Origin of the sequence: Planococcus lenghuensis (assembly GCF_001999905.1) — a bacterium.
Lineage (GTDB): Bacteria > Bacillota > Bacilli > Bacillales_A > Planococcaceae > Indiicoccus > Indiicoccus lenghuensis.
The window spans coordinates 1,090,094-1,108,364 of the sequence record NZ_CP019640.1; the positions used below are offsets into that span (position 1 = coordinate 1,090,094).

24 protein-coding genes, 3 pseudogenes and 1 riboswitch are annotated in these 18,271 nt (G+C 47.2%); of the genes and pseudogenes, 22 read left to right on the forward strand and 5 right to left on the reverse strand.

Annotation, left to right across the window (positions count from 1 at the left end):
• Nucleotides 1-19: 19 nt before the first annotated feature.
• Nucleotides 20-280 carry a hypothetical protein gene (locus tag B0X71_RS05580; RefSeq protein WP_077588503.1) on the reverse strand — a complete coding sequence of 87 codons (261 nt, stop codon included), beginning with the start codon at nt 278-280 and terminating at the stop codon, nt 20-22.
• A 68-nt stretch (nt 281-348) separates the two neighbouring features.
• Nucleotides 349-657: an ArsR/SmtB family transcription factor gene (locus B0X71_RS05585; protein ID WP_232336796.1), complete on the reverse strand. Its 309-nt coding sequence runs from the start codon at nt 655-657 to the stop codon at nt 349-351.
• A 147-nt stretch (nt 658-804) separates the two neighbouring features.
• A riboswitch (SAM riboswitch) is annotated at nt 805-914 on the forward strand.
• An 81-nt stretch (nt 915-995) separates the two neighbouring features.
• Here B0X71_RS05585 and B0X71_RS05590 point away from each other — a divergent pair.
• Together B0X71_RS05590 and B0X71_RS05595 are read left to right on the forward strand one after the other, a co-directional pair.
• Complete coding sequence (locus tag B0X71_RS05590) at nt 996-1,658, forward strand: sulfite oxidase-like oxidoreductase (protein ID WP_077590906.1); 663 nt, start codon at nt 996-998, stop codon at nt 1,656-1,658.
• 434 nt (nt 1,659-2,092) lie between these two features.
• Nucleotides 2,093-3,961, forward strand: a complete 1,869-nt coding sequence (locus tag B0X71_RS05595) for a M6 family metalloprotease domain-containing protein (protein ID WP_077588505.1) — start codon at nt 2,093-2,095, stop codon at nt 3,959-3,961.
• A 51-nt stretch (nt 3,962-4,012) separates the two neighbouring features.
• Here B0X71_RS05595 and B0X71_RS20830 read toward each other — a convergent pair whose 3' ends face one another.
• Nucleotides 4,013-4,153, reverse strand: coding sequence for a hypothetical protein (locus tag B0X71_RS20830; RefSeq protein ID WP_156889799.1), 141 nt, complete (start codon nt 4,151-4,153; stop codon nt 4,013-4,015).
• A 226-nt stretch (nt 4,154-4,379) separates the two neighbouring features.
• Here B0X71_RS20830 and B0X71_RS05600 point away from each other — a divergent pair, with 226 nt between their 5' ends.
• The 17 genes and pseudogenes from B0X71_RS05600 to B0X71_RS05675 all read left to right on the forward strand — a co-directional run bounded on the left by B0X71_RS05600 (nt 4,380) and on the right by B0X71_RS05675 (nt 14,155).
• Entirely contained in the window at nt 4,380-5,225 is an 846-nt protein-coding gene (locus B0X71_RS05600; protein ID WP_077588506.1) for a hypothetical protein, read from the forward strand.
• A gap of 43 nt (nt 5,226-5,268) precedes the next feature.
• A pseudogene (locus B0X71_RS21725) lies at nt 5,269-5,661 on the forward strand (DMT family transporter); the annotation flags it as partial.
• Nucleotides 5,662-5,721: 60 nt separating this feature from the next.
• Nucleotides 5,722-6,159, forward strand: a pseudogene (locus B0X71_RS21730) (DMT family transporter); the annotation flags it as partial.
• A 20-nt stretch (nt 6,160-6,179) separates the two neighbouring features.
• The gene (locus B0X71_RS05610) at nt 6,180-6,938 is read left to right on the forward strand and encodes a Nif3-like dinuclear metal center hexameric protein (protein WP_077590907.1); all 759 of its coding nucleotides are present in this window, start codon (nt 6,180-6,182) and stop codon (nt 6,936-6,938) included.
• Nucleotides 6,939-6,951: 13 nt separating this feature from the next.
• Nucleotides 6,952-7,509, forward strand: a complete 558-nt coding sequence (locus B0X71_RS05615; RefSeq protein WP_077588508.1) for a DEAD/DEAH box helicase family protein — start codon at nt 6,952-6,954, stop codon at nt 7,507-7,509.
• A complete protein-coding gene (locus tag B0X71_RS05620) occupies nt 7,503-7,919 on the forward strand; it encodes an NUDIX hydrolase (RefSeq protein WP_077588509.1) in 417 nt (138 codons plus the stop codon). The genes B0X71_RS05615 and B0X71_RS05620 overlap by 7 nt, the downstream gene beginning before the upstream one ends.
• Nucleotides 7,903-8,412 (forward strand): AAA family ATPase, encoded by a 510-nt coding sequence (locus tag B0X71_RS05625; protein WP_232336797.1) that lies wholly within the window; start codon nt 7,903-7,905, stop codon nt 8,410-8,412. The genes B0X71_RS05620 and B0X71_RS05625 overlap by 17 nt, the downstream gene beginning before the upstream one ends.
• 13 nt (nt 8,413-8,425) lie before the next feature.
• Nucleotides 8,426-8,968 carry a ribonuclease FAU-1 family protein gene (locus B0X71_RS05630; protein ID WP_077588511.1) on the forward strand — a complete coding sequence of 181 codons (543 nt, stop codon included), beginning with the start codon at nt 8,426-8,428 and terminating at the stop codon, nt 8,966-8,968.
• A 99-nt stretch (nt 8,969-9,067) separates the two neighbouring features.
• Nucleotides 9,068-9,493 carry a DUF4181 domain-containing protein gene (locus B0X71_RS05635; protein ID WP_077588512.1) on the forward strand — a complete coding sequence of 142 codons (426 nt, stop codon included), beginning with the start codon at nt 9,068-9,070 and terminating at the stop codon, nt 9,491-9,493.
• 81 nt (nt 9,494-9,574) lie between these two features.
• Nucleotides 9,575-10,369, forward strand: a complete 795-nt coding sequence (locus B0X71_RS05640) for a PAS domain S-box protein (RefSeq protein ID WP_232336798.1) — start codon at nt 9,575-9,577, stop codon at nt 10,367-10,369.
• A 36-nt stretch (nt 10,370-10,405) separates the two neighbouring features.
• The gene (locus tag B0X71_RS05645) at nt 10,406-10,576 is read left to right on the forward strand and encodes a DUF3934 family protein (RefSeq protein ID WP_077588513.1); all 171 of its coding nucleotides are present in this window, start codon (nt 10,406-10,408) and stop codon (nt 10,574-10,576) included.
• Between the two features lie 105 nt (nt 10,577-10,681).
• Nucleotides 10,682-11,566 carry a DMT family transporter gene (locus B0X71_RS05650; protein WP_077588514.1) on the forward strand — a complete coding sequence of 295 codons (885 nt, stop codon included), beginning with the start codon at nt 10,682-10,684 and terminating at the stop codon, nt 11,564-11,566.
• An 81-nt stretch (nt 11,567-11,647) separates the two neighbouring features.
• On the forward strand, nt 11,648-12,064 hold the full coding sequence (locus B0X71_RS05655; protein ID WP_077588515.1) for a VOC family protein: 417 nt from the start codon (nt 11,648-11,650) through the stop codon (nt 12,062-12,064).
• 62 nt (nt 12,065-12,126) lie between these two features.
• On the forward strand, nt 12,127-12,642 hold the full coding sequence (locus B0X71_RS05660) for a GNAT family N-acetyltransferase (RefSeq protein ID WP_198038693.1): 516 nt from the start codon (nt 12,127-12,129) through the stop codon (nt 12,640-12,642).
• A complete protein-coding gene (locus tag B0X71_RS05665) occupies nt 12,617-13,075 on the forward strand; it encodes a GNAT family N-acetyltransferase (protein ID WP_198038694.1) in 459 nt (152 codons plus the stop codon). Before B0X71_RS05660 ends, B0X71_RS05665 begins: the two co-directional genes overlap by 26 nt.
• Nucleotides 13,076-13,225: 150 nt before the next feature.
• Nucleotides 13,226-13,534: pseudogene (locus tag B0X71_RS05670) on the forward strand (DUF4362 domain-containing protein); the annotation flags it as partial.
• A 24-nt stretch (nt 13,535-13,558) separates the two neighbouring features.
• On the forward strand, nt 13,559-14,155 hold the full coding sequence (locus B0X71_RS05675; RefSeq protein WP_077588519.1) for a class I SAM-dependent methyltransferase: 597 nt from the start codon (nt 13,559-13,561) through the stop codon (nt 14,153-14,155).
• A gap of 318 nt (nt 14,156-14,473) precedes the next feature.
• Here B0X71_RS05675 and B0X71_RS05680 read toward each other — a convergent pair whose 3' ends face one another.
• Nucleotides 14,474-16,612, reverse strand: coding sequence for a heavy metal translocating P-type ATPase (locus tag B0X71_RS05680; protein WP_077588520.1), 2,139 nt, complete (start codon nt 16,610-16,612; stop codon nt 14,474-14,476).
• A complete protein-coding gene (locus tag B0X71_RS05685) occupies nt 16,602-16,970 on the reverse strand; it encodes an ArsR/SmtB family transcription factor (RefSeq protein WP_408634115.1) in 369 nt (122 codons plus the stop codon). The genes B0X71_RS05680 and B0X71_RS05685 overlap by 11 nt, the downstream gene beginning before the upstream one ends.
• A gap of 117 nt (nt 16,971-17,087) precedes the next feature.
• Here B0X71_RS05685 and B0X71_RS05690 point away from each other — a divergent pair, with 117 nt between their 5' ends.
• From B0X71_RS05690 to copZ, 3 genes are all read left to right on the forward strand, one after another.
• Complete coding sequence (locus tag B0X71_RS05690) at nt 17,088-17,573, forward strand: hypothetical protein (RefSeq protein WP_077588522.1); 486 nt, start codon at nt 17,088-17,090, stop codon at nt 17,571-17,573.
• Nucleotides 17,574-17,696: 123 nt separating this feature from the next.
• Nucleotides 17,697-17,975, forward strand: coding sequence for a metal-sensitive transcriptional regulator (locus tag B0X71_RS05695; RefSeq protein WP_077588523.1), 279 nt, complete (start codon nt 17,697-17,699; stop codon nt 17,973-17,975).
• 20 nt (nt 17,976-17,995) lie between these two features.
• On the forward strand, nt 17,996-18,199 hold the full coding sequence (gene copZ, locus B0X71_RS05700) for a copper chaperone CopZ (RefSeq protein WP_408634116.1): 204 nt from the start codon (nt 17,996-17,998) through the stop codon (nt 18,197-18,199).
• The last annotated feature ends 72 nt before the right edge of the window (nt 18,200-18,271 follow it).

Below are 18,271 nucleotides of genomic sequence, written 5' to 3' on the forward strand. Positions count from 1 at the left end.
CACCCTTTCCGGATACTGTTTACTGGACATCTTTCAAAAACTTTTCAATCGTTGTCAATCGTCTGTTCAGACTCTGGAGCATCTCCAATTGTTGCGTCTGAGTTGCACTTTTTTCCTTATCGAGCTGAAGCCGTTCCTCTGATCTGCGTTCTGTCCGCTTTACCAGCCGGATAATATAAACAGCCGCCGCCACCGCGAGAATCAGCGGAATCAGCATAAAACCAATTGTCAGTAATGTGAAAATGAGATCTCCGGTGTTCATAACATTACTTTCCGTCATCCATTCAACTCCTTTGATCCGCAACTTTGGGCATGACGTCTTAATGATTTGCTATTCCCTTATGCAATTTACTCCTTTCGCTTAGCAGGGAGGCTGTCCCTGTGTTTTTCAATCACTTCTCCAGTCAACTGGAGATCGAACGGTTCAAGTTCATAGTACTTCATCGATTTCCCTGTATCGGAGACTTCATGGTACCCATTGATCAGTCCAGCTTCCTCCAATTTCTGCAGATGCAAGTAAAGGAGTGGACGGCTGATGCCAAGCTCACGGGAAAGCTGGCTGACATACTGCCGTTCGGCGTGAAGAATGGCGATGATCTTCAGCCGGTACGGATTTGATAAAGCCTCCAGCGTCTGCAGTAACTGACTTCCATTCATTATTTCTTTCATATGTAAGTATTTTATTACTGGTTAGAAGGAAATGCAAATGAATTTAGAAAATTATGTTATGTATCTGAAAAAGTTGCTTCTTAAGCTGTTTCCGGATAAAATAAAACGAATCATGAAACTACATACTGTATCACATCCTTATTAAGAGAGGCAGAGGGACTGGCCCAATGACGCCCGGCAACCGCTATTTTTTAAATAGCATGGTGCCAAATCCTGCGGAACATGAAAGTTCTGAGTGATAAGGAAGAGCTGACATCAGATGAAACTCTTCCTTTTTGACAGGGAAGAGTTTTCATTTTGTTGAAAAAGGGGGAGAAAAAATGAAATTGAATAAAGCTGAACGCATTAAACGCACCCGGGTTCCGGTGACCGATCCGGCACTCGGCGATCGGTTGCCGCCGGGCCAGGTATTAACAGAGCGGTTCCCGGTCCTCCATGAAGGTGACGTTCCGGAATATGATTTGAACACGTGGACGCTGAAAGTATGGGGACATGGCGGTGAGGAAATCATATTGTCGTATGAAGATATTCTCGGAATGCCACAGACGACAGTGACTCGGGATATTCACTGTGTAACGCGCTGGTCCCGTTTTGATAATACGTTTACGGGCGTGAAGTTTCAGGATTTGCTGAAGGAAATCGGCGTCACGCCGACCAGTGAATACCTCATGCTTCATGGCGATTACGATTATACAGCAAATGTGGCGCTGAGTGATTTGGACTGTGAGGATGTGCTGCTGGCACATTCACTCGACGGAGAACCATTGACGGCAAAGCATGGCTTCCCACTGCGGTTCGTCGTACCTCACCTCTATTTCTGGAAAAGTGTAAAGTGGATTCGCGGAATCGAATTTATTGGAGAAAATCAGCCTGGCTTTTGGGAACAGAACGGATTCCATATTAATGGAGATCCATTTAAAGAAGAACGGTTTTCAGGGGAAGATTTGGATATCCCGGAAGATGAATGGGAAAAGAAAGAATTTGACTGAATGAATAAGCCCAGCAGGTGACGATTTCTTGTTACCTGCCGGGCTTTTTTGCATTTTGCGGGAGCAACTTTTGCTGACAAAGAAGAATAGCGACGTGGAAAAGATTTATTAAGATAGGAAAAACGATTTTTTTAAACAAATCGTAAAAAGAAAGTTATTGTGTTCTTGCTTGGATTTTCCAATTTATCAATGAAAATAAGAAAGATTTCACATAGCAAACCTGCATAACAGCTTGGTTTCTTAATATAATGTAATATTATTCCATGTAAATTTTTCTCCTCTTTTATTTTCTATATTCTGAAAAATAATACAATAGACTAATTTAATTTGTCAGAAATAAGTGCTTTTAACCTATTTAAAAAACTCAGAATCTTTATATACTTGAAAACAGACAGTAAAAAACAACAGCAGCAACTCAGAGAGGAATGGACAATTTGATCAAAGTTTTATCGACAACAGCGTTAGTAACAGCATTAGCCGGAACTGCCGTATTCGCAGGAACAGCTGGGACAACTGATTCCGCAGCGGGGCAGCAGGAAGCAAAACCCAATTTAGAACTCGCTCATTATGTAGGAGCTTCTCCGGAACTTGCACAAAAAGCGAAAGAATTTGGTGTGGATGTATCCAAAGCAGATCCGGCTGAAAAAATCGCTAATCATGGTGCGAAGTTTGAACAGGCTGGCGATAACCACGTAGCTTATAAAGAAGCAACAGGCGATGTGCCGGTTCTTGTAATCTTGGCAAAATATAAAGATGGCGATGAACCAATAGGCGATCTGGAAGGACAAGTTCCAGCTCACTACTATGAGGATTTGATTTTTGGTACTGAATATAATCCGTATGAATATGGGCCATTCCAGAAATATGCAGAGCTAAATGGACAAGAAGCACCGACAGACAGCACGATGCAGAATATTTATAAAGAATCGAGTAATGATAGAATAAATCTTGTCCGCAAAGAAAATACGGAATTTGTGTGGGTAGAGCTTCCGCATGGTGCTTCTTACTATCTCGACCAGACAGGCGAGCATGCTGAAAACGGGACATACGTTAACGGCAACGCTAACGGAGATGCCCATACGGGTGAATTCATTCGTGATTTGCTTAAAGCGGCGGATGAGCAGATTGATTTTTCTAACTATGCAGTAGAAGGTGAAGTTCCATCCGTGTTTGTTGTACATGAAGGAACAGGGGCGGAATTCAGCCGCGATCCGGCGCAGTTCTGGTCGCATAAATGGGGACTTTTAAGTGCTCTGTACTATGGAAAGTACTATGAAACTGGATTCGTCGCTGCAGATAAAGACAGAGATGGAAAAGTTTCAGATGAAGAATGGGTAGCATGGCGAACTGCTGTTGATTCTGATCTAAAATATGATGGCGTCACAGTTAACACATATAACATCCAGCCGGGTATCGGCGGGAATGTCGCTGGGTACGATCTTGTAACAGACGGATACAAAGATGAACTGAAAGAAGGTCCGTTCCCAGCCCAGCCTGGCGTGTATGCACATGAATTCGGCCACGCACTCGGATTGCCTGACTACTATGATACAGAGTATGATTCTCAGGGAGTCGGTAACTACTCCATGATGGCCGGTGGCTCTTGGATGCGTTATCCGGATGCTGCACCATATTCCGGTAACTCGCCGACAGCTTTTGATCCATTCTCGAAAGTCTTCCTCGGTTGGGCTGAGCCAATTGAAGTGACGCCGGAAGAGGGTGTTCAGGAAATCACACTTCCGGCAATCAATGCAGCGACTGCTGAAAACGGCATCGTGAAGATGGAAGTTCCAGGTTCTAACGGAACTGAATACTTCCTGTTCGAAAACATTCAACAGGAAGGGTTCAACAAAGGCCTGATCCGTCAGGGAGCGGACTCTGAAGGACTTGTTGCATGGCATGTTGATGAAAACATTCTCAGCCTTTATCAAACTGAAGGAATGCGCATCAACAACGTAGAGAATTATATGAACAAGCGTTTCCAAAGCAACAAAACAGTAATTGCTCCAAATGGATATGAAGTGGATCACTATGGTCTGGCAGTCGTCCAGGCTGACGGTAATTACGATCTTGAGAAGTACGTAAACCGTGGCGACGCTGGTGACTTCTTCAACGAAGGTGAAGACCTTACACCTGTTTCCGGCAAAGCACACACTGGGTCGTACTACTTCTGGAAAGGCAACGGTTCAACACCGGCTGATTCCGGAATCCATGTAACAGATATCACAGAGAACGAAGACGGATCCATCTCTGCTAAGTTCTTCTATGATACAAACTCAAGTTCGAATGGCAAGAAGCAGTAATTAAAGAAAATCCCGTGACCGGATAACTTTCCAGTCACGGGATTTTTCTGTTTATTTGAAGATAAAGTAAAGAACAATGACAGCAATCACCACTGCACCGCCAATTGTCGGTGTGCCGAGGAATGTTCTGCTGTATGAATCATCTTCATTATTAATTTTGCTTTTCTCTCTGGAGTTCCGGTCGTTTCTCAAGAAGCTGCCACCTCCCAAAAATTGCATATGTCTATTGTAACTTTTATCCCTGTTTCCAGTCTAATGGCAAAAGAGAGATGGAAAGAATTTAAAAATTTATAACGCGGTGTCACTGATTTCAATGTTGAGTGGGTGCACAGCGCTGAACTGCGATATGAGAAAATGGAAAGCGGACTAATCGGCTTCTGTTTGTTGAAAAACATTCGGCCAGATGGAGGGATGAAATATGTGGAAACTGATCGGTTTCGTGGGACTGCTCATCTTAGGGATTTGGGGATTCAATGCATATGCTGAATCACAGGCTCATCCTATTCCGGAAGTGACAGCGAACGGAGAAGCGCTGGAAGTGAGGGAAGGTTCTTACTGCTGGGACGGATTCATGAATGCAATGTGTGCCGATATGGTCTATACCTCCGCTTTTGAGATGGGCGATCGGGAAAAGGCTCCGGCACTTTCGACGGATGATGTCATTCAATTCCGGTTTGACCGTAAACCGCTGCCCGGAACGCTTACTGCTGAACTTTGGAGCGGTACGGAGCAGTCGATGCCAATTGATTTTCAAAATGGAACAATACCGGTGCCTGACCAGGAAGGATATTATGTTATCAATCTGTCGGCGCGGTGGGAGCAAGGGAGCGGAAACTATGGATTTGGCTTTTACGTCAACAATTCCTACGAAGAGACCGGGGTAGTGGTTCCGTTCATCCATCCTCCCGCATTGACCGTCCGAGCTGGAGATGAAGTAAAAGTTATTGAGGCCGGTACTAGTGAGTGGACATATACAGACCCATCCAGTGAGACGGTCAGCACCAGCGGTATTGCACCGCCTCGGCAGGAACTGATGGCTTCATTGGATCCACTGTTGGTCAGATCCAATGAGGGAATCGCATTTGAATTCGGGCTGGAGCCGCTCAAGACGGATCTTGAAGTGTGGAAAGCAGACGGCAGTTCACTGCCCATATCGGAAAAACCGGATTTATCAGGTTTTGAAGGAGTTACCGTTTTCGAGTTGACCGCAACTTGGGAGCAGGGAAACGGTCAATATGTCTTCGCATTGGACATCCAGAACTGACCGGAATATGTTACTATTTGGAAAAGAGGAAAGAAGTGACACAATGAGACAAGGAATTGCCCTGTTAATCCTGGCTACAATGCTATGGGGCGGCAATTACATCTGCGGCCGCTTTCTGGCCGATGCATTGCCGCCCACTTTACTGAACACAGTCCGCTGGACCATTTCATCTGTTCTGCTTTGGGGGCTGCTTGTATTCAATAAGAAGAAATTCCCGATTCTATCAATGTGGAAAGAATTTCTGATTCTCGGGTTCTTCGGTATTTTTGCGTTCTCCACGCTGGTTTACGCTGGATTGCAATCCATCAGTGCCTCTTCTGCCGGTATGATCACGGCAGGAATTCCCATCGGGATTCTCTTTTTCACCCCCCTGATCCTGAAAGAGAAAATCAGCAAAAAAGCGTGGATTGGGAGCATTATTTCAATCTTTGGCGTAATCCTGCTGTTTCAGGGAATGCGGGAGGGTAATGCGAATGATTCGTGGACTGGCCAGGTCGCCATCTTGTTAGCGTGTATTGCCTGGGCGCTGTATACCGTGCTCGGAAAGCGTTACGGCAGGAAAACCGACCCGTTGACCTTAACAGCGGGAGCCGCAGTGTATGGAACCGTGTTGAGCGCCATTAGCTGCATCGGAACGGTCGATCCAAGTGCGATTCAACTGGACGGTGCAGCGTACCTTGCCATTTTGTATGTCAGCACATTTGCTTCTGTCATTGCGTATCTAGCCTGGAATGCGGGCGTGAAGAAAGTCGGCCCCGGAACTGCTGCCCCGTTCATTAACCTGCTGCCCGTCTGGACGGTCGTTTTCGGGCTCGTCCTGCTCGATGAACAACTGGCCATGCTGACACTGATTGGCGGCATTATCACGATTTTCGGTGCGCTGCTTGCAAGCATCCGAAAACCTGTGCGTAAAGAAGTCAGGAGAACAGCATGATTAAGAAAAAGGAGAACAAAATGAATATCAGTCAATTTAGAGATGCCATGACAAAATTATTTCCGGAAGAATTGCTTGCGGAATTCGAAGGTGATTTCGGATTTCTCAATACCTCGAACAATAATATTGCAACCATCGGCTATGCGACCAATATTTCACTGGAAGTGATCGATCAGGCGGCCGCTCTCAGCGTCGACCTCATCGTTACCCACCACGACGCCTGGGATTTCATTTACGGCTTGCGGGAAGCTTGTGTAAGCAGATTGAAGGAACACAATATCAGCCATTTTTTTATCCACGGGCCGCTTGATTTCATCTCATTCGGAACCTATGCAGCGTTGATGGATGTGATGGGTATTAACCGCATTGAACAGCATTCTGTTTACGAAGAGGAGGAGTTTCCGGGGATTGGTGAATTCAATGAACCGGTTTTATTCAAAGACCTTGTACAGAAGATGAGAACAGAACTGGATGAACCGGTGAGAGCCTGGAGAAATAATGATCGGAATGTAAAGCGGGTCGGCGTGCTGACAGGGGCAGGCCATGCAACGAATCATATTCAATGGGCGCTTGATCATGACTGCGATACATACATAACGGGTGAAGCAACGCTCTATTCCATTCAATATGCCCAATATGCCGGCATCAATCTCATTGCGGGCAGCCATACGTTCACTGAAATTTTTGGGGTGAAGAATCTGGCAGAAAAAACGAAAGATACCCACCCTGAACTCGAACTGATTCAGTTAAAGGAATCTCATTTTGAATTAAATCACTGACGCGGAGGACTTTATGAAACTTGTACTTCTATTCGGCCCGCAGGCGGTCGGTAAAATGATGGTCGGCCAGGAATTGGAAAAGCTGACTGGTCTGAAATTATTCCATAATCATATGACCATCGATCTGCTGCATCCGTTCTTTGGCTTCAGCAAAGAAATGTGGCGGCTATCCGGAATGTTCCGGGAAGAAATTTTCAAATCAGTTGCATCCAGCGAGCTTGAAGGACTGATTTTCACCTATGTGTGGGCGTTTGATCTGGAAGAGGATTGGGCATTCATCCAGAAACTGACCGGCATTTTTGAAGAGGCAGGAGCTGATGTCTGTTTTGTGGAATTGGAAGCGGATGTGGCTGAACGATTAATACATAACAATACACCGAACCGGCTGACGCATAAACCGACGAAACGGAATCTTGCAGAATCGGAAGGTAATCTGAAAGAGACGATGGAGAAACACCGGCTGAACTCACGGGAAGGCGAAATTCAGCGGGCCAGCTATCTCCGGATTAATAACACCAACCTGTCTGCATCAGAGACCGCTGAATTGATTCAGAGCCGGTTCGCATTATGAGAAATAGAGGAGCAGCCGTTATTATTCAAAACGGGCAAGTCGTTTTGATTAAACGGGTCAGGGAAGGCATTACGTATTATGTCTTTCCCGGCGGAGGAATCGAAGAAGGGGAAACGCCGGAACAGGCAGCAGGGCGGGAAGCGTTCGAAGAATTGGGTGTCACCGTTGAAGTGACGGAGCTGCTGACCACGATGGATCATGATGGAAAGCAATTCTTTTTTACGGCTGGCCTCCTGACAGGGGCAATCGGCAAGGGAACTGGCGAGGAATTCACAGACCTTGAAAGAGGAAGAGGGACGTATGAACCGATGTGGGTCCCGATTGATCAACTGTCTTCTTTGGATCTTCGACCGAAAAGAATTGGAACTCTGCTGCTGGAAAAGGAGAGAAATGATGACCGGCCAAGCTAGAAAGATCCATATCATAGGTTCTGTCGGCAGCGGAAAAACGACATTGGCGCGGAAATTATCAGAGCAGCTCGGCATCCTGCACATTGAACTCGATAATGTTGTATGGAAACGTGGGCCCAATGGTGATATCCGCCGGACAATAGTGGAACGGGATTCCGTGCTGCACAAGATCTTGGAAACGGAGGACTGGATAATCGAAGGAGCGCATTTCGGCTGGGTGGCTGCCAGTTTTGAACAAGCTGATCTGATTATTCTGCTCGATACAAACTGGCGGGTGCGTACATACCGAATCATACGACGCTTTTGTCTGCAGCGATTCGGCAGCGAACAGGCGAATTACAAACCGACGTTTCACATGTTACGAAAGATGTTCCGGTGGAGTGCAGATTTTGACCGACAGCATCGAACCGAAATCCTGAACTCCCTTCATCAGTATGGAGATAAGGTAATCGTCGCAGCGACCGATAGGGATATCCGGAGCATCAGCGGGTAAAAGGGGGGATTGGATGCTGGAAAAGAAGTTTGGTGACCGCAATGGCTGGGAGCGCATCAAGCGTAAAGAAACAGCGAAGACCTATATCGAAACTGAAGAATTCGTCGGGTATGTCACATTGTTCCGGGCACTGCAGGTGACAGAACCGCTGGAATTCGAATACCGGGGGCAAGTCGTCCGGGTCCTTGGCGACGGATATACGTGGCTGCAGCATTTCCCGGAACACGAGCGGTATTCATTGACGACGATGTTCGATGAGAACGGGAAAGTCGTGCAATGGTATATCGATGTGTGCAGAAGGAATGGTGTGGAAAATGACCGGCCGTTTATGGAGGATTTATTCCTTGATATTATTGTGCTGCCGGATGGGGAAGTGCTTCAAGTGGATACGGCTGATCTCGAGCAGGCGCTAGAAGATGGCGTTATAGGCGAGGATCTTTATGAAACCTCCTGGAACGAAATGAACAGAATTTATAACTTGGTCGAAAACAACGAATTCAAGTTGCTGAAAGAAGCGAAAGCCCACCGGGAACATTTGCTCCGGCAGTTAAGCTGATACCGAACCGGTTCCGGAAAAGGGACCGGTTTTAGTTTTCAGATCATTCGCTTTTTAATGGGAAATTCATGGTAAAATGGAAGAGAGGAGGAAATTCTTTTGCCTTATAATCTATTCGATTACATACCGTGGACCCGCCTGCTTGTATTGATAGCAGGGATATTCCTTTTGCAGGCAGTGTTCAATGCGGGGATGAGGAAGATACTGAATATTAAAAAACGGAAGACTTTCGGCTATCAATATGTCAATGAAACGCATAAGGAGCGGGCTGCGACAGTCAGAATTATTCTTATCATCATTTTTTTCCTTTTGCTTCTCTGGCAAGTGTTGACCGGTTTTCACTTTGCGCTGTTTCCCTTGTTGCCGATCGTCATTCCCGTTACATTAGCAATTCTGCAGGCATACGTGGAATGGAAGCACGGAAACAGTAAGAAGGAAGCGATTCAAACCTTGTCAGAAATGGGGGTTGTGCTTCTGGCTGCAGCGGCTTTGACATTCCTCCTGTTTCCGGAGATTTTTGTATAACTTAAAAATAAAACAAGAGAATTGGTGCTGTCAGTTGGAAAAACAGGGAGAAAAGAGTAACATTTCATATAGAAGGCGAATTTGGGGAAGTGGGGTGTTAATGTGATCGATATTTCATCAGATGGAAACATCTCAAACGAAGAAAGAGAAGATATGTACAGGCAGATTGTTGAGTATTCTTTCGAGACGACAGTCATCCACGCAGACCAGCAGGTGCTCTACATCAATCAGGCGGGTGCTGATTTCATAGGTGCTTCAAAAGAAGAATTAATCGGCTCGAACGTCATCGAAATATTTCCTGTAGAGGAACGAGAGCACATCATCAAGCGGGCAGAACGGGTCGCTGAAAGCAACCAGGCCGGTGAATTGATTGAAACAGTTATCTTTAAAGCTGACGGATCGCTTGCTGAAGTGGAGTTGTATTGCCATCCGGCTATGTTTGGTGATAAGCCGGCCATTCAGTCAATCATGCGGGATGTTTCCGGCCGGAAAGAAGCTGAACGGAACCTTCGGAGAGCAAAAATGGAAGTGGCAACGCCAATTGTTCCTGTGTCTGAAGGAATCTCTGTTGTCCCACTCGTCGGCACAATCGATGCTGACAGAGCCGGACAGCTGCTGGAACTGATCCCTAAAAAAGTGCAGGGGCAGCAATTACGGTATCTTATATTAGACTTTTCAGGCATTCACAGCATTGATGCGACCGTCATCGATTTCATGTACAATATCAATTCAACGCTGAAGTTGCTCGGGATTTCACCGGTATGTACGGGGTTGAGACCGGAACTGGCACGCAAAGCGATTGAGACATGCCGTTCAATCACCGGACTTTGGACAATGGCTACTGTCAAGCAGGCGTTGAACCGATTGGCCGATTGATTTTGAATAATTAAGCAAAAGGAACGGAGAGGTTATATGGCGAAAGCGAAAGGAAAAGGCGGGACTGGCCGGGGAACAGGCAAGAAAGGCTGGACCCGCTGGCAGACCGGCGCTAACAAGGCGAAAACGAAGCCCTATGTAAGTAAGCGAACGAAAAAGGCGGCCGAATCGAAAGCCGACAGCCGCAAAAACGATTCGTCGGATTAAGAGTCAAGCTGATTCTTCCTGTCTAAGTTGTCCGTAGCGGCAGCTTTTTTTATTTTTGCACAGATGAATGATGAGCAGCATCAACAATGAATAAGGAGTGACTGTATGGATATTCGAATCATTCTTGCCTACGGGCTGGCAATCATCTTATGGGGATCGGCATTTCCGGGAATCCGGGTAGCCCTGGAATCCTATAATCCGTATCACTTGGCGCTTCTTCGCATGGTAACAGCGGCATTGATCCTGCTGATTTTCGCTGTTGCCGTCAAAATGAAACTGCCGGATAAAAAGGATATCCCAATCATTTTGCTGCTCGGCTTCCTCGGGTTCTCAATCTATCATACGTTCTTAAGCATCGGGGAAAAGACTGTCAATGCCGGGGCGGCAAGCTTGCTGATCATGACAGTGCCGCTGATGTCCGCACTGCTCGCCACTATTTTCTTGCGGGAGAAGTTTGGTGTGTTTGGTTGGATCGGGTCGCTTGTCGCATTTGTGGGCGTTGCCTTGATATCCATCGAAACCGGCGGCCAATTCAGCATTGAATGGGGAGCAGTCATCATCCTCCTCGGCGCGCTCGGGGAGAGCTGTTATTTTGTGTTTCAATCATCTTACTTACGGAAGTACGGCTTTTTGCCGTTTACAGTTTATACGATTTTTGCTGGCACGCTGTTCATGCTGCCGTTCAGCGGCGGCCTTTGGTCAGCAGTCACGCAGGCATCGATGGAAAGTACATTGACTGTTATTTACTTGGGTATTTTCCCGACGGTGATTCCATATTTCGCCGTTGCGTATGCGACCGCGAGACAAGGAGCTTCGGAAGCAACAAGCTTTTTATATTTGGTGCCGGCTGCCGCTATTTTCATTTCATGGATTTGGCTGGATGAAGTTCCGGCGCTGCTGTCAATTGCTGGTGGTGCGCTGGCACTGGTCGGTGTTTCCCTCACGAAACTGCGCACAGCTCCCGGGCGGGAAAATTCCCTGTCCAATTGATAAAGGCAATGAAACCGGCAGGAACGAAGAGGGTAAACAGCGAATGGAATAAGAGAGAAGGCAAATCGGGGAGGCGGAGAAATGGCAATCCAAGCGGAGCAGACATTCATCAATATGTCAGTGAAAAACCTGGATAAGTCCAGAACTTTTTTTGAACAGATCGGCTTCGAGTTCAATGAAAATTTTTCGGATAATAATGCAGCCTGCATGATCATTAATAGCCAGACATTTGTTATGCTGCTGGGTGAGGAGTTTTTTCAAACGTTCACCAAAAAGAGCGTAGCAGACAGCACGAAGATGACAGAAGTGATCATCGCCTTGTCGGCAGATAGCCGGGAAGCGGTGGATGAGTTGGTCAATAAGGCATTTGCGGCCGGTGCGTCGCCTTCAGGAGACCAGATGGATCATGGGTTCATGTACGGCTGGAGTTTTCAGGACCTCGATGGACACTTGTGGGAAGTAGCCTATATGGAAGAACCGGAATTGCCGCTTGAATAGCAGATAGAATGAGACACAGCCCTGGAAAGGTCTGTGTCTTTTTTATAAAGGGAGGCCAAGCAATGGTAGAGCTTCGCAATGTAGACAAAAACAACTGGCTGTCCGTGATTCGCCTGAGCTGCGCGGAAGATCAGCAGAACCGCATTTTTGAAAAAACGATTGCCTCCAATTGCCTGTCACTTGTCCAGGCGAGCATGGAAGAAGGCTGGACTACACAGGCACTTTATGATGAAGAAATAGTAGTTGGCTTTGTCATGTTCGGCTATTCTGCAGAACTGCAAGGGCTGGAAATTTGCAGATTGATGATTGACCACCGCTTCCAAGGGCGGGGATATGGCCGTGAAGCGCTGCATCAGACTGTGGAAGTATTGCGGGAACAGTATCCTGAAGAACCCATTTTCATTTGCTTTCAAGAAGAAAACACAGCGGCCAAGAAATTATATGAGCGTTACGGGTTCATTAATTCGGGCAGTACGATTGAAGGGAATGTGGAAGAATTGATCTATGTGTTGCTGCCGGAACCAGCGACCGATCACATGGAAGGTGCCGGCAGTGGAAGTCCGAAAATACATTCCTGAAGACTTGGAGAACATCGTCCGGTTATTTCGTAATACAGTTCAGTCGGTGAACAGGCAGCATTATTCCGCAGAACAGATAGCGGTCTGGTCAGATAGCGCAATACTTGTGGAATGGGAAAAACGTTTCCGTACAGGAACAACGGTTGTAGCTCTTTGGGATGACAGGATCATTGCGTTTGGCAGACTGAGCGAGACAGGCTGGCTGGACCTGCTTTACACCGACCGGGAATTTCAGAACAAAGGAGCGGGTTCGGCGATCCTGCAGCGATTGGAAGCAGAAGCGAAGACGCAGGGACGGGCGGAACTATGGACGGAAGCCAGTATCAACGCGAAACCTTTTTTCCTTTCCCGAGGATATAAAGTCGTGCGGGAGCAAGAGAAAGTGCTTTCAGGAATCGGATTCACCAATTATCTCATGTATAAACGGTTTTAAAGTGAGAGAGGGAATCTCTCCTGAATTCCGTTATTTTAGTAATTTTTCGCTCTCTTATCCGTCTGATCGGATAAGGAGGGTGATGTCAGATGAAACAGAAACTGGCGGTGATCGGTCTGGTCTCTCTTGTGATCACCGGATGATGTCGTAAATGAGCACGGCGACATTAACAATATGGATGAGCTGGAAGCATTCATGGCGAACATGGAAGAGGGAGAAGAAGACCCTGTCCGTGTGGTGACTTATACCACGGAAGGTGATCCGATTTTGCTGGAGTTAACTTGCGACGGTGAGCGAAGTGAAGCAACATTCGATTCTACAAGGGACGCCTATGGCACGGGAAGCGTGGAGACCACAACGTGTGACAGTATTGTTGTAAATGAAACAACGGAATTCACGGAATATGTGCTTGAAGGTTGTGAAACCGCAAACTTCGATACAACCGTTTTCGTACAATAAACTAAAAAGGCTGGAGGGACGGTAATGAGTAAATTATTCACCAATGTGTACGACCCCATTATGAAACCGCTGGAAACCGGCGGATTCGGAGCCATCCGGGAAAATTTGTTGCGGGAAGCAACTGGCCGTGTCTTGGAGATCGGTGCGGGTACCGGAGTGAATTTTCCTTACTATGATGCAGCTGTGGAAGCAGTGGATGCCATCGAACCGGATGATGATATGAGAAATCAGTCGCATGAACGGGTAAGGGAAGCGACTGTGCCAATCCGGCTGCATGCCGTACGTGCAGAAAACCTGCCGTTTCCGGATCAGTCGTTCGACACGGTTGTTGCGACACTAGTGTTCTGCACAATTCCGCATCCGACGCTTGCGCTCCGGGAAATCGAACGCGTCAGCAAGCCAGGCGCCCGCGTGCTGTTCTTTGAACATGTGCGGCTTGACCAGCCGGCCTTAGGAAAGATTCAGGATGCCCTCACGCCGCTGTGGAAAAAAGCGGCGGATGGCTGTCACTTGAATCGCGATACGCTCGGTATGATTCAGCAATCTAAGCTTGATGTCACGAACGTGGACTCCCATTACAAGGGTGTATTCCTTACAATTCACGGCAACTATCCCGAGTAATCAAAAGTGGCTACAAAAAAGGAACCTGGATAACTCCAGGTTCCTGTAGACAAAAAATTTTATACAAAAAACTGCAAGTGACCTGTCGATTCATGAAAAGGCGCTTATATTCTGGAAAAGGACGCTCCCGCCCTTTCCGTGCCAGGCTAGTTGAAGGAGACAATCATACAGGATGCATAAAGGCGGGAAGAAGACTCCAGTCCTCTTCCCGCCGTTTTTAATTTATTGTTTGCTAATCCTGTTCGCTGAAAGCGTCCGGTTTCCCCATACCGGGCCAGGAGGTATCGTAAACGAGGCTTTGAGCTTGTCTGGCAGCCCCTACTCTTTTACTCTCAGAAGGCGTAAGCCATTTAATGTCACCAGCAGTGTTGCGCCCATATCGGCAAAGATCGCCATCCATAATGTCAACCAGCCGGGCAGGACAAGCAGGAGTGCAAGCAGCTTGATACCGAGCGAGAATGTAACATTTTGCTTAATAATCTGCAGCGCTTTTTTACTGAGCTTGATAGTGAACGGCAGTTTCTTCAAGTCATCCGCCATCAAGGCGATATCAGCGGTTTCAAGTGCAGTATCCGTACCGGCACCGCCCATTGCGATCCCCACAGTCGAGGCTGCAAGCGCCGGCGCATCATTCACCCCATCGCCGACCATGGCAACATTTAATTTCCGGTTCCGCAATTCTTTAATATAAGCCAGTTTATCTTGCGGCATCAATTCCGCCTGTACGTCATGAACTCCCACACTGCGCCCGATTGCCTGAGCGGTCGCATGATTATCACCGGTCAGCATCACGGTCTGGCGAATACCGAGCGCATGCAGCGACTGGATGGCTTCTTTTGAAGTTTCCCGCACTTCATCCGCAACGGCAATCAGCGCCAAAATCTGCTGCTCCGTACCAAGCGCCATCACGGTTTTTCCTTCATTCTGCAAACTGTCAATCTGCTGGTGGACTTCGGGATTAATATCTGCTCCAAGCTTGTCCGTCAATAATGCAGGACTTCCAATCCAATGCACTTGTCCATTGAGCCGGCCCTGAATCCCTCGACCGGTGATGGAAGAAAACTCTTCCATCTCAAAAGAGTCGGCCCGGTGCTTTGCTGCTTTGTCTGTAATGGCTGCAGCAAGCGGATGCCCTGACGCTTTTTCCAAAGTAGCTGCAAGACCAAGCACATAACGCTCATCAAGACCAGCAACAGGGAGGATATCAGTGACTGCCGGGATCCCTTTTGTCAGCGTCCCGGTTTTGTCGAATGCAATGGCATTAAGCTTAGCTGCTTCTTCCAGATAGACGCCGCCTTTGATCAGAACACCATGTTTTGCTGCATTGCCGATGGCCGTTACAATGGCGACTGGTGTCGAAACCACGAGGGCACAAGGGCAGCCGACAACAAGAACCGTCAGCCCGCGGTAGATCCATTCGCTCCAGTCTGCGCTGAACAAAAGCGGAGGGAGGACGGCAAGCCCGAGAGCAAACAGGATAATCGCTGGGGTATAGTAACGGGCGAATTTATCCACAAATGCCTGAGAAGGGGCCCGTTCTGCCTGCGCTTCTTCCACCAAGTGAATGATTTTCGCGATGGTCGTGTCTTCTGCCCGCTTTGTGACTTGAACTTCGAGCAGCCCTTCTTCATTCAGCGTGCCGGCAAACACTTCATCTTGCGGCAATTTGGCAACAGGCACTGATTCCCCTGTGATGGCAGCCTGGTTAATTGTTGATTGGCCTTTTACAACTACACCATCCATGGCAAGTTTCTGTCCCGGTTTGACGATCATAATATCATCAATCCGGATATCGTCTACCGGAATTACCATTTCCTCCTGTCCCCGCCGGATAAGCGCTTCTTTCGGCGCGATGTCCATGAGAGACCGGATCGATTGGCGGGCTTTATCCATCGAATAGTTTTCAAGTGCTTCACTGACGGCAAATAGGATTACAACAACTGCCCCTTCGACCCATTCGCCGATAAGGGCAGCTCCGATAACTGCGACAGTCATCAGCACATTCATTTCAAACTGAAGATGAACCAGACCTCTAAATCCTTTGATAAAGAGTTTATAGCCGCCCAGCACGATCGTTGTAACATACAGGAGAATGGCCGGCAGACTATCATCGCCGTATTGCTGTCCTGTTGCCCAAGCCGCGATTAACAGGATAGCGGACGTCAGGACCCGCAAATGATCCGGCTGTTTCCAAAATGGGATTTTCACTTCTTCTACTCGCTCGTTCTCCGGGCGGATTTTTAAGTTTTCAAATGCGCCGGCTTTTTCGATTTCATCAATGGAAGCCTCACCGCTGACAGCGACTTTAGCGGCACCGAAATTCACTTTTGCTTCCCTTACCCCGGGAAGGTTTTGCACATTCCGCTCAAACTGAGCGGCACAACTGGCTCAGGATAAACCTTGAACGCGATAAACTGTGCGATTCTGTTCATTGATGGTTGCCGTATTAGCTGCCATGGATTCCCGCCTCCTTTCGGTGATCAAGGGCGATGAGGAGCAATTGCCGGATATGATCATCATCCAGGGAATAAAAGGCGAGCTTGCCGTCTTTCCGGTGTTTGGCAAGTCCCATTGTCTTCATCGCCCGGAGATGATGGGAAGCGGTAGCGACGGATGAACCGATGATGTTTGCAATATCACATACACATAATTCATCTTCTTCACATAGAGCGAATGCAATCTTTGCACGGTTTTCATCACCAAGGACCTTGAAGATTTTTGCCATTCCAGTGATGTCTTCCTGTTTAATCCGGTCTTGGGTCCGGGCAACCACTTCTTCATTAAAGCAATACACTTCACAGCTGTCTTTTTGCACCTCAAGCACCTCCTTCATTCAAATGAATATTTGATTATGACTTCATCTTACCGCAAAACATGCTATCATTCAAATGTAGATTAGAATATCCGTTTTATTTAATCAGAAGGAGGACATATGCTGAAAAAACTGTTCACTATCAACCTTTGGCAATCCATATTGATTGTCACTTTTTTCAGTCTGCCGCTGTTCCTGTTCATTGGTACAATGGATGGCGGGTTCAGACAGGCATTGTTTGCAGGCAGGGCAGCGGCAGTCTATTTCCTGCTGTCTTTTGTATTATATCTCCTTCTCTATGCCATCAGTCATATGCCGAGAAGCCGGGCGCACAGAAAGCTGGTCATCTTCACCCGCATCTACATACGTTTTCATATTTCCTTTGCCGTAATTGGAACTGTGCTGATTACCGGGCATATTCTGTATATGACCATGCTGCCTTTGACAATTGTTTCCCTTGCCGGATTTGCGGCGCTTGTTGCTTTGCTGCCTCTTTTGTATACCGGCTATTTGCGGAAACGGAAGTCTTCCGGCAGGCGGCGACGCTTCCACAGGTATACTGCCTTTGTGTTTGCTGTATTGGTGTTCGTCCATTTGGTCATTTAGCACAAGAAGGGAATGGAGGACAACATGAGGCAGGCATGCTTACCGGTTAAAGGAGTTGACAATGTAATAAATGAGGAGTAAGATACGGGTATAGGGTATATAAAACATTAAAGAGGTGGCTCCGTGGAAAAAACAACCATTCAGCCGAACAAGCAGCAGCTGCTCAACCGCCTGAAACGCATTGAAGGGCAAGTGCGCGGTGTCCACCAGATGGTGGATAATGACCGGTATTGTGTGGACATTCTGCACCAGATCAGTGCGATTCAATCCGCCATGAATAAAGTATCGCTGGCACTCCTTGAAGATCATGCGCATCATTGTGTGATGAATGCTGTTCAGAATGGGAACGGGGACGAAGCAATCAGCGAACTGATGGATGTCATGAAAACGATGACTAAGTAAAAAAACGGGAGGAATTTATCATGAACGAAACATTGAAAGTACAAGGAATGTCTTGCGGTCATTGCGTCAATGCTGTAGAAACAAGCGTGGGAGAACTTCAAGGCGTCTCCAATGTGAAAGTGGACCTCGATAAAGGGGAAGTTGCAGTTGCTTACGACAACAGCACCACGTCACTTGCGGAAATTAAAGAAACAATCGAAGATCAGGGATACGACGTCGTCTGATCGGGCATAGATCATTGAGAGAGATCGTACCAGGGGGTATGGTCTTTCTTTGAATTGAAAATATACCCCTGT